Annotated in this window: 12 protein-coding genes; 8 read left to right on the top strand and 4 right to left on the bottom strand. The window is 59.7% G+C overall.

Annotation, left to right across the window (positions count from 1 at the left end):
- From KHP07_RS29370 to KHP07_RS29350, 5 genes are all read left to right on the top strand, one after another.
- Window positions 1–208, top strand: a 208-nt coding sequence (locus tag KHP07_RS29370; RefSeq protein ID WP_214498501.1) for a hypothetical protein, incomplete at its 5' end; no start/stop codon positions are given.
- A 181-nt stretch (window positions 209–389) separates the two neighbouring features.
- A complete protein-coding gene (gene rhtA / locus KHP07_RS29365; RefSeq protein ID WP_214498500.1) occupies window positions 390–1277 on the top strand; it encodes a threonine/homoserine exporter RhtA in 888 nt (295 codons plus the stop codon).
- 164 nt (window positions 1278–1441) lie between these two features.
- Entirely contained in the window at window positions 1442–1723 is a 282-nt protein-coding gene (locus tag KHP07_RS29360) for a hypothetical protein (RefSeq protein WP_016980214.1), read from the top strand.
- Window positions 1724–1835: 112 nt separating this feature from the next.
- On the top strand, window positions 1836–2567 hold the full coding sequence (locus KHP07_RS29355; protein WP_099493829.1) for an SDR family oxidoreductase: 732 nt from the start codon (window positions 1836–1838) through the stop codon (window positions 2565–2567).
- A 36-nt stretch (window positions 2568–2603) separates the two neighbouring features.
- Window positions 2604–3194, top strand: coding sequence for a 2-hydroxychromene-2-carboxylate isomerase (locus KHP07_RS29350; RefSeq protein WP_099493830.1), 591 nt, complete (start codon window positions 2604–2606; stop codon window positions 3192–3194).
- On the opposite strand, the gene KHP07_RS29345 is transcribed toward KHP07_RS29350, so the two are convergent.
- Entirely contained in the window at window positions 3191–4177 is a 987-nt protein-coding gene (locus KHP07_RS29345; RefSeq protein WP_214498499.1) for a zinc-dependent alcohol dehydrogenase family protein, read from the bottom strand. The genes KHP07_RS29350 and KHP07_RS29345 overlap by 4 nt on opposite strands.
- Before the next feature lie 115 nt (window positions 4178–4292).
- Here KHP07_RS29345 and KHP07_RS29340 point away from each other — a divergent pair, with 115 nt between their 5' ends.
- A complete protein-coding gene (locus tag KHP07_RS29340; protein ID WP_099493832.1) occupies window positions 4293–5201 on the top strand; it encodes a LysR family transcriptional regulator in 909 nt (302 codons plus the stop codon).
- Here KHP07_RS29340 and KHP07_RS29335 read toward each other — a convergent pair.
- The 3 genes from KHP07_RS29335 to KHP07_RS29325 all read right to left on the bottom strand — a co-directional run bounded on the left by KHP07_RS29335 (window position 5194) and on the right by KHP07_RS29325 (window position 8715).
- Window positions 5194–7002, bottom strand: coding sequence for an aminopeptidase P family protein (locus KHP07_RS29335; protein ID WP_214498498.1), 1809 nt, complete (start codon window positions 7000–7002; stop codon window positions 5194–5196). The two genes, KHP07_RS29340 and KHP07_RS29335, sit on opposite strands and share 8 nt — an antisense overlap.
- A 49-nt stretch (window positions 7003–7051) precedes the next feature.
- The gene (locus KHP07_RS29330; RefSeq protein WP_078047720.1) at window positions 7052–8212 is read right to left on the bottom strand and encodes a cysteine desulfurase family protein; all 1161 of its coding nucleotides are present in this window, start codon (window positions 8210–8212) and stop codon (window positions 7052–7054) included.
- 233 nt (window positions 8213–8445) lie between these two features.
- Window positions 8446–8715, bottom strand: coding sequence for a hypothetical protein (locus KHP07_RS29325; RefSeq protein ID WP_078047719.1), 270 nt, complete (start codon window positions 8713–8715; stop codon window positions 8446–8448).
- Window positions 8716–9115: 400 nt separating this feature from the next.
- On the opposite strand from KHP07_RS29325, the gene msuE reads away from it, so the two are divergent.
- Both msuE and ssuD read left to right on the top strand, forming a co-directional pair.
- Window positions 9116–9679 (top strand): FMN reductase, encoded by a 564-nt coding sequence (gene msuE, locus KHP07_RS29320; RefSeq protein ID WP_078050890.1) that lies wholly within the window; start codon window positions 9116–9118, stop codon window positions 9677–9679.
- 9 nt (window positions 9680–9688) lie between these two features.
- Window positions 9689–10831 carry an FMNH2-dependent alkanesulfonate monooxygenase gene (ssuD, locus tag KHP07_RS29315; protein WP_010211585.1) on the top strand — a complete coding sequence of 381 codons (1143 nt, stop codon included), beginning with the start codon at window positions 9689–9691 and terminating at the stop codon, window positions 10829–10831.
- Window positions 10832–10942: the final 111 nt, after the last annotated feature.

Genomic DNA, 10942 nt, shown 5'->3' with positions numbered 1-10942 from the left:
TTCTACAGCGTTACACGCTGCTGTCAACACCTCTTTTTCTCCGCTTTCGACCGAGAAGATCGAAACGTTAATAGAGCCAACAACACTGCTCTACCAACTCCTTCTGGGCTTCGATGATCTGAAGCAAGTCGCTGTCGAATTCTGCGTAACCCTTTGTTTACCAAGGAGTTTTCCGTTTCGACTGCGCCGGAAGTGGGGCGAATTATAGACTTCCAGAATCTGCCGTCAACCCTTAATTTGGTTTTTCTATCAAAGAACCAGAAAACCTCCAGGACCACCCTTTATAAGCCACCGAATAGGATAACTGAGCAATATATTGCTCAACGTCGAACAGTTAAGCATCATAGCGCCCATGCTTCTCTTAATATGACTTTGGACGAACACCCCCAATGACCACCTCCTCCCGCGGCCTGGCCTCGACGTTATTCCCTGTCGGCCTGCTGTTGATCGCCATGGCGTCCATTCAATCCGGCGCCTCGCTGGCCAAAAGCATGTTCCCTGTCGTCGGTGCACAAGGCACCACCGCCCTACGCTTGATTTTCGCCAGCGTAATCATGTTGCTTCTATTACGCCCGTGGCGCGCAAAGCTGACGGCCAAATCCCTTCGTACCGTCATCGTCTACGGGATGGCGCTCGGTGGCATGAACTTCCTCTTCTATATGTCCCTGCGCAGCGTGCCTCTTGGAATCGCGGTCGCCCTAGAATTCACCGGACCGCTCGCCGTCGCCATCTACGCCTCTCGGCGTGCCGTCGACTTCCTGTGGATCGCCCTGGCAATCGTCGGCCTGCTCTTGCTCATCCCCATGGGGGAAACCAGCAGCGGCATCGACCTATTGGGTGCAAGCTACGCGTTGGGGGCAGGTGTCTGCTGGGCGCTCTACATTCTCTACGGCCAGAAAGCGGGTAATGACAACGGCGTGCAAACAGCGGCTCTCGGCGTGATGATCGCGGCGTTGTTTGTCGCACCTATCGGCATCGTCCACGCAGGCAGTGCATTGCTGACGCCCGCACTGATCCCGGTCGCCATCGGTGTCGCCATCCTGTCCACCGCCCTGCCCTACACCCTGGAAATGGTCGCGCTCACACGCCTGCCCGCCCGTACGTTCGGCACGCTCATGAGCATCGAACCCGCTTTCGGTGCCCTTTCCGGCCTGTTTTTCCTGCACGAGCACCTCTCCCTCGCACAATGGCTGGCAATCACTTGCATCATCCTGGCCTCCGTAGGGGCCACCGTGACGATGCGCAGCGAGTCAAAGCCGTTGGTGCCCGCCGATTGAAGTCTGTTTGAATGTAGCTCTGGTATTTAGCGCGCATTTAGGCCATGTTTAAGCCGTAAACGAATGTCATTCATGGAGAATTTCGACAAGGACAGCGCGAACGCTACGCCCGAGAGCGAGTAGAGCCGGCCCATAGCATTGCGAGGCGGCTATTAAGGATAGGAATGAAGCGAATTTTGATACTGTTAATGGTCATGGCCATTGCTGGCTGTGCCGCGACCACCAAGACAGAAGTAAAACGTGGCAAAAAAGGGCTACATATCAACTGCTCCGGCCTGTCTTCTTCCTGGGACCAGTGCTACACCAGTGCAACCAACTCGTGCGGCGCCAAGGGCTACCGGGTAATCGCAAAGTCCGGTGACAATTCCGAGGAACCCGGGGACTACCCCTTCGGCCTCAACCCCGCCGGCTACACCAGCCGCAGCATGATCGTCATCTGTAAATAGTTGCTCGAGCAGTCACCCCCTGACTGCTCCTATTTAAATTCCAGATACAAATCCAACCCTTCGCAGCGCTGCGTCTAAACTCCTGCTCGACTATCGAGCCAACGGAGTTCCCATGACGCACAACAAGAAAATCGTATTGGTAGTGGGCGCCGGTGATGCAACCGGCGGCGCCATTGCCAAACGCTTTGCCCGCGAAGGCTATGTGGCCTGCATGACACGCCGCAGTGCCGACAAATTGCAGCCGCTGGTAGACAGTATTCAAGCTGCAGGCGGCGAGGCCCATGGGTTCGCCTGCGATGCGCGCAAGGAAGACGACGTCATCGCACTGATCGAACACATCGAAACCGACCTGGGCCCCATCGAGGCCTTCGTGTTCAACATCGGCGCCAACGTACCGTGCAGCATCCTCGAAGAAACCGCGCGCAAGTATTTCAAGATCTGGGAGATGGCCTGTTTTTCGGGTTTCCTGAATGCACGTGAAGTGGCCAAGCGCATGGTCACTCGTAATCGCGGCACCATCCTGTTCACGGGCGCCACCGCTGGTTTGCGCGGCAGTGCAGGCTTTGCCGCATTCGCCGGGGCCAAGCACGGAATTCGGGCGCTCGCGCAGAGCATGGCGCGGGAATTGGGCCCCAGGAACATCCACGTCGCCCATATCGTGGTCGACGGCGCCATCGACACCGACTTCATTCGCGACAATTTCCCGCAGAAATACGCGCTCAAGGACCAGGACGGCATCCTCAACCCCGAGCACATCGCCGATAACTATTGGTACCTGCATAGCCAGCCACGCGACGCCTGGACCTTCGAACTGGATCTGCGCCCCTGGAATGAAACCTGGTAAGCATGCCCCCATAACAATAAGCAGCGAGCATCAACCATGAGTAAAACCCTGGAATTCTTCTTTGACCTCGGCAGCCCTGCCACTTACCTGGCCTACACCCAACTGCCGGCGTTGTGCGCGGCAACCGGTACGCAGTTGGTGTACAAGCCCATGCTGTTGGGCGGCGTGTTCAAGGCCACTGGCAACGCCTCTCCAATCACCGTTCCTGCCAAGGGCCGCTACATGTTTGATGACTTGGCACGTTATGCCCGTCGCTATAACGTGCCGCTCCAGTTCAACCCGCATTTTCCCATCAACACCCTGGTATTGATGCGCGCGATCACTGGCGTCCAATTGCACCACCCTGAACGTTTCCTGGACGTTATCGATTGCCTGTTCCGCGCCCTCTGGGTCGATGGCCGTCACTTGGGAGACCCCACCGTGGTAGCTGCCGTGCTCACCGAGCACGGATTTGACCCGGATGAGCTGCTGGCACTGGCTAATGACGAACGTATAAAGGCTGCCCTCAAAGACAACACCGAACAGGCCGTTCAACGCGGCGTGTTCGGTGCACCCAGCATGTTTGTAGGCAAACAGTTGTTCTTTGGTCAGGACCGTCTGGATTTCGTGCGCGAAGCCTTGAGTTAGATCTCGATCGCCAAGCGCCCTTGCGCGCCGCTTGCAAGCAGATCGTAAGCGGCGTTTGCGCTGTGCAAATCGAATTGACGCCCATCCATGATCGGCTTGAGCTTGCCGGCATCGATCAATCGCGCGGCCTCGGAAAGGATCTGCCCGTGATGTTCACACCCTTTTGCGGTCAACAACGGTAACAGGGTAAACACGCCAGAGTAGCTCGCCCCACGAAACGACAATGGCGCCAGGCTGTGCTGCCCCCATCCCAGGCAACTCACTACATGACCGTAATAGGTCCTGGCCGCTCGGAAGGATGCATCCAGCGTCTCCCCGCCGACGGTGTCATACACAATGTCGAAACCTTCACCCGCGGTGTACTGCGCGACATAGGCTTCAACCGTCTGCTGCTGATAGTCGATGAACGTTGCGCCCAGCCCCTCGATAACCGAGCGATGCCTGGCAGAGCCAGTGGCATACACCTGAGCGCCATAGGCAAGCGCCAATTGCACCGCGACATGCCCTACACCACCGGCACCACCCTGGATCAACACTTTGTGTCCAGAACCTACCTGGGCCCGGTCCACCAACCCCTCCCATGCCGTAATCAACACCAGCGGCAACACCGCCGCTTCACGCATGCTCAAGGTCCCGGGTTTCTTCGCCAGCAAACGAGCATCAACTGCCGCATATTCCGCCAGCGAGCCCTGTGCGCCGCCAATCCCGGTTGCCAACGCATACACATCATCGCCTACCTGCCACTCACCGGCGCCCGGGCCGACGGCTTCTACGGAGCCCGCCAAGTCCACCCCGAGTACTGCGGGCAAAGGTTGGCGGGCATGGGCAGCCTGGCCTGCGCGAATTTTGCCGTCCAATGGGTTAAGGCCACTGGCGCGAATCCTGACCAGCACTTGGCCAGTGCCGGCCACTGGTTTGGGCATTGTCGTCAGCCGAAACGGCGCGTCCACGGTGTCCACAATCAAGGCGTGCATATCAGTCATGTTGGCGATCTCGCATCATAGAAGGATGAAGCCCATGATCCGCCTGCCGACTCATGCCGATAAGACGCTAAAAAGCTATAGTGCCCATGCCCTGTCGGCATGAATTGGACAGCTCATGGACAAACTCAACGCAATGGCAATTTTCGTTCGGGTGATCGAACGCGGCAGTTTTTCCGCCGTCGCCCGAGAAATGCAGACCACCCAACCTACCATCAGCAAAATACTGCGCGCCCTGGAAACCGAACTGGGCGGCAAGTTGATTGCCCGCAGTACGCGCCAACTGTCCCTGACCGACGAAGGTCAACGGTACTACAGCCATTGCCGCGAAATCCTCGCCGCGGTAGACGCGGCCGAACACAGCTTCCAGACCGGCAAAGAGGCGATCGCCGGTCCCTTGCGTATCGGTTCGTCGGTGAGTTTCGGGCGCCTGCATATTGCTGCACGCCTCAGCGATTTCCTGCAGCAATACCCTGACGTGCAGGTGGACCTGCAACTCAACGATCACCTGCAGGACATGGTCAGCGAAGGCCTGGACGTTACTCTGCGAATTGGCGAATTGCGCGACAGTGGCTTGATCGCACGACAGATCGGTACTACCCACCGCGTCACCCTGGCCAGCCCGGACTACCTGGCCCGCCATCCCGCACCGCAAACCCCGCAGGCGCTCAGCCAGCACAACTGCCTGCTCTTCAACCTGCTCAGCAGCCAGAACCAGTGGGTTTACGAAAAGGAGAACACACGGCACAGCGTGCGCATCACCGGCAACGCCCAGAGCAACAATTCCGAAGCGGTGCGGGAAATGGTGTTGACGGGGCTCGGCATTGCGCTGTCGCCCCTATGGTTGTTCTACGACGATTTGAAGGCCGGCCGTGTGGTCGCGCTGTTGCAGGATTACACCGCGCAATCGCTGCCAATCCATGCAGTGTCGGCGCCCAACCGTCGCCAGTCAGCCCGGGTCAAGGCGTTCGTCGACTATATGGCCGACGCCCTGGCCCAAGCCCCTGAACTGCAGCCGATCAAATAGCCGCGGTGCGTACCTGCAGCCACTCAAGCGCGGCACCACTGAGCAACGGGCTCAACCGCGCACGCACCTCAGCGTGGTAAGCGTTGAACCACTCGCGCTCGTCCGCCGTCAGCAGCGCGGGCTCCAGGCAGCGCGTATCGATCGGGCACAAGGTCAGGGTTTCAAACTTGAGGAACTCGCCGAACTCGGTCTTGCCCGCTTCGCGGTTGAGCACCAGGTTCTCGATGCGCACGCCCCAACGACCCGGACGGTAAGTACCCGGCTCAATGGAGGTGATCATCCCTGGCTGCATCGCCGTTTGCGGCGCCGTGGCAGCCTGATAGGCAATCACTTGCGGACCTTCATGCACGTTGAGGAAATAACCTACGCCGTGCCCGGTGCCGTGGCCGTAGTCCACGCCTTCCGCCCAGATCGGCGCGCGGGCAATGGCGTCCAGCAGGGGCGACAGGATCCCTTTCGGGAAGTGTGCACGGGACAAGGCGATCACGCCCTTGAGTACGCGGGTGCAGTCACGCTTCTGCTCGTCACTCGGCGTGCCGATAGGCACCATCCGCGTGATATCCGTGGTGCCACCCAGGTACTGGCCACCCGAGTCAATCAGCAACAGGCCATCACCTTCGATCAGCGCATGCTCTTCTTCAGTGGCATGGTAATGCGGCATCGCGCCATTGGCGTTGTAGGCCGCGATGGTGTTGAAACTCAGCGATACATAACCGGGGCGCCGGGTGCGCGCGGCGGTCAGGTGCTCGTCGATAGTCAGTTCGGTGATGCGCTCACGGCCCAGTGCGCTGTCCAGCCAGGCGAAAAATTCGCACAGCGCCGCGCCATCCTGCTCCATGGCTTGGCGGATATGTTCCGCGTCGGCCAGGCTCTTGCGGGACTTGGCTAATGTGGTCGGGTTAAGCCCTTCGACCAGCTTGACACCAGCATCCAAGTTTTCCAGCAGGCCAGCGGTGACACGAGCAGGGTCGACCTGCAAGCTGGCGCCCGTAGGCACCGCGCGCAACGCGTCAGCCACTTCGCTGTAATCGCGCAGCGTCACGCCATCCTGCTCCAACACCGCCCGCAGCTCAGCATCGACTTTGCTCAGTGCCACGAACAACGTGGCCTGCTGCTGATTGATCAGCGCAAAGGACACAAACACCGGGTTGAAGGAAACATCACCACCGCGCAAGTTGAACAGCCAGGCGATGTCATCCAGGGTTGCAATGAAATGCCAATCGGCGCCCTTCTCTTTCAAGGTGGCGCGCAGCGCGGCGAGTTTTTCACCACGGCTGACAGTGGCCTGCGGTGGCAAATGTTGATAGATCGGCTGGTTCGGCAACGCCGGGCGGTCTTGCCAGACTTCATCCAACAGGTCGATATCCGTACGCAGTTGTGCGCCGCGCTCTGCCAGCTTGGCGCCCAGGGTGCGCGCCGAGGCCACGGCCATCACCGCACCGTCCACAGCGACTACGCCACCTTCCGGCGTCTGCTCGGCCAGCCACTCCAGCGGACCGGGTTGGCCCGGCTGCAGCTTGACCAATTCGATGCCGCTGCCCTTGAGTTCCTTGGTCGCCTGTTCCCAGTAGCGGCTGTCGGCCCACACACCGGCGAAGTCTGCAGTGACAATCAGCGTCCCCACCGAACCATGAAACCCCGACAACCATTGCCGCCCCTGCCAGTAACCCGGCAGGTATTCGGACAGGTGCGGGTCGGCCGACGGCACCAGCAGGGCGTGAACGCCCTCGCGGCTCATCAGTTCACGGGTATGCGCCAGGCGCTGGGGAACCGTTCCATGGGTCAAGGGCTGCGTACTCATTGTGTCTCCTGCTAACCACGAATAATTATTATGTGTTGCGATAAATGAATCAGACCGCCCAGAAGGCCGGTGCACTGGCCAGGGATGCCTTGATCAACTGCACCGCCTGGTCGATATCCTGTTCGGTGGTAAACCGGCCCAGGCTCAAGCGAATCGTACGGCCAGCGCTGCGTGCATCATGGCCCAGGGCAAGCAGCACATGGGACGGCGCATTGCTCGCCGAATTGCAGGCGGACGTCGCAGAGAACGCGATCCCTGCACTCAACCCAGCGGCATTGAATTCGCCTTCACTGAACGTGAGGCTCAGGGTGTGTGGAATACGTTGCGTGGCGCTGCCATTGAGGCGCACGCCGGCTACCGACGCCAACTGGTCCAACAGGCGTTGGCGCAGAGCCACGATCACCGCCTTTTCTTCGGCAAAAGACGCCGCCGCCAAAGCAAATGCGGTGCCCATGCCGGCAATCTGATGCGTTGCCAACGTACCGGAACGCAGGCCACCTTCGTGGCCGCCGCCGTGAATCTGCGCCAACACTTTCTGCTGCGCCCGCGGGCCGACATACAAAGCGCCAATGCCTTTGGGGCCATACAGCTTGTGGGCCGAAAACGACATCAAGTCCACCGGCCACTGCGCCAGGTCGATCGCCACCTTGCCCGCCCCTTGCGCCGCATCCACATGCAACAACGCACCGTGCTCACGCACGCGAGCGCCGATGGCAGGGATGTCGTTGAGGGTGCCCAATTCGTTATTCACCAGCATCAGCGACACCAGGAAAGTGTCCTCGCGCATGGCTTCACTGACAGCATCGGCGCTGATCAAGCCATCGGCATCCGGCACCAGGTAGGTCACGGCCACGCCGGCTTCCTGCAGTTGTCGCGCGGTATCCAGGGTGGCCTTGTGTTCGATCTGGCTGGTGATGATATGCCCACCTGCCACGCCCCGCGCCTGGGCCACGCCCTTGATCGCAAGGTTGTTGGATTCCGTGGCGCCGGACGTCCAGACGATTTGTTCCGGGTTGGCACCGACCAACTCGGCCACCTGACGACGCGCCTGTTCAACCGTTTGCCGAGCCGCTTGGCCGAACGCATGGGAACTGGACGCAGGGTTACCGAAATTGGCATTGAAGCCCAGACACTCGACCATCACCTGGATGACCCGCTCGTCCACCGGGGTGGTGGCGGCGTAGTCGAAATACAACGGACGTTTATTCATGACGTTAAAAACTCGCAGAGCAGGTTCCCGAGAGCAGCGTCTCAGGGGCACGGACCGGGACAGAGGTCGTCAGGTTTAACCGATCGAATGCCATTAAAGAAGGACCACTTTATGTAAATGTGCGTAGGAACGCTCCTGAAATTCAGCTTAACAGGCTGAAGTCGCCCCATGGAAAACAAAAAGCCCGAGGTTCCTAAAGGGAAACCTCGGGCTTTTTGCCGCTGGACGCGGGCTCAACTGGGACGACCATGCAGGGTCACGCTGCGTTCGGCATTCATTTCACCCTGGCGATCAAAGCCGAAGGGTTTCTGTGGCTGGCCGGTCAGTGCAGCGCGCTGCTGTTGATATTCATCAAAGGACAAACCACGACGACTCAGCGCTTCCAGGGCCAACTGTTTGGTTTCTTCGGCAGTGTAAGGGCGCATTTCTGGCGATGGATGGGTCGCACATCCGGCAAGGACAGCACTGACAATCAATAAGGAAACAGCGAGGAATCGGTTCATGGCGGTGGCCCTGCAAAAGGAGGTTTCGAGTCAATGAACACAGGCTACTCCCGCCCTCGCGCAGGGAAAAATCACCTGCCGTGATAGTTGCTATCAACCGCTTGAGCAGCTTCGATAGCGACCCCTTTATATTTCCTTATGATCTATAAATATGGAAATACGTTCATTTACGGAATAAAAGTAACCCTCTATAAATGGTGCTGCACCGCGACAGCACTGTTGCCCACGCAACTGTTGCGCTAGCAACAGTCATTCAACAAATCACCAGGCAGCCAACACCCGCACTTTTCAGCAGTGAGCCTGCAACCCACGTCGTTCAAGACCTGCACCCGTTGGTACAGCTCTTGCTCAACAGGTTGCACCCACCTGCTATGAACCACTGTTGAAAAAGGAACTGTTCATGACCCGTCCCCTGAATGTCGTTGCCCTCTCTGGCGGAACCTGGCGTCCGTCCCGCACCCTCGTACTGACCCAGGCTGTACTGGCTGAACTCGCTACGTTGCTGCCGATCGAGACCACCCTGATCGAGCTGGGCGACATCGCTCGGCCTCTCGGCGGCGCGTTGTCGCGCAATGAAGTGCCCGCCGACGTCGAGGCGCAACTGTTAGCCATCGAACAGGCCGACCTGCTGATCGTCGCGGCGCCGGTCTATCGCGGCTCCTACCCTGGTTTGCTCAAGCATTTGTTCGACCTGATCGGCCTCAACGCGTTGATCAACACACCCGTGCTCCTGGCTGCAACCGGCGGCAGTGAACGTCACGCGCTGGTCCTCGATCATCAGTTGCGTCCGCTGTTCAGCTTCTTCCAGGCGCTGACCCTACCCATCGGCGTGTACGCCACCGAGGCGGACTTCACCGACTACCAAATAACCAGCGAACTATTAAAAGCCCGTATTCAACTGGCGGCAGAACGTGCAGCACCGTTGTTCACTGCGCACTCCCCCTCTCTGCTGAAAATCGCGTAAGGATTTGTCATGGATGTTTTCTGGTTTTTGCCCACTCACGGCGACGGTCATTACCTGGGCACCACACAAGGTGCAAGGCCGGTCACTCTCAATTACCTGAAGCAAGTCGCACAGGCGGCTGACAGCCTGGGTTACCACGGCGTGCTGATTCCTACCGGGCGCTCGTGCGAAGACTCTTGGGTCATCGCCTCGGCGCTGGTGCCGTTGACCGAACGCCTGCGCTACTTGGTGGCCATTCGTCCGGGCATCATCTCGCCCACTGTCTCGGCGCGCATGGCGGCGACCCTGGACCGCCTGTCCAACGGCCGCCTGCTGATCAACGTGGTGACCGGCGGCGACCCCGACGAAAACCGCGGCGACGGCAGTTTCCTTGACCACAGCGAACGCTACGAAGTCTCCGACGAATTCCTTCAGATCTGGCGCCGCGTATTGCAGGGCGAATCAGTGGATTTTGAAGGCAAACACCTGCGCGTACAGAACGCCAAGGCGCTTTATCCGCCAGTACAGAAGCCCTATCCGCCGCTGTATTTCGGCGGTTCTTCCGATGCCGCCCACGACCTCGCCGCCGAACAGGTCGATGTGTACCTGACCTGGGGCGAACCGCCGGCCGCCGTCGCGGAAAAACTCGCGGATGTGCGTGAGCGCGCCGCACGCCACGGGCGCACCGTGAAATTCGGCATCCGCCTGCATGTGATCGTGCGCGAGACCGAAGAGGACGCCTGGAAAGCCGCCGACAAGCTGATCGAGCACATCAGCGACGAAACCATCGCCGCCGCGCAAAAATCCTTCTCGCGCTTCGATTCCGAAGGCCAGCGCCGCATGGCCGCCCTGCATGACGGGCGCCGCGACAACCTGGAAATCGCCCCCAACCTGTGGGCCGGCGTCGGCCTGGTACGCGGCGGTGCCGGCACCGCGTTGGTCGGCAACCCGCAGCAAGTCGCCGAGCGCATCAAGGAGTACGCCGACCTGGGGATCGAGAGCTTCATCTTCTCCGGCTACCCGCACCTGGAAGAAGCCTATCGCTTTGCCGAGCTGGTGTTCCCGTTGCTGCCGGAACCCTATGCCAGCCTTGCCGGGCGCGGCGTCACCAACCTCACTGGCCCATTCGGCGAAATGATTGCCAACGATGTATTGCCGACGACAAAGGCCTGAACTGCTGCTCTGCTGTAGGAGCCGGCTTGTTGTGGTGAGTGGGGCTTGTCCCCCGCCGGGTTCGCCGCCGATGCAAGGGGGCTGCTTCGCAGCCCAGCGCAGGGCAAGCCT

Origin of the sequence: Pseudomonas sp. VS40 (genome assembly GCF_018587885.1) — a bacterium.
Taxonomy (GTDB): domain Bacteria; phylum Pseudomonadota; class Gammaproteobacteria; order Pseudomonadales; family Pseudomonadaceae; genus Aquipseudomonas; species Aquipseudomonas pergaminensis.
This window is presented reverse-complemented; position numbering and strand designations above follow the sequence as displayed.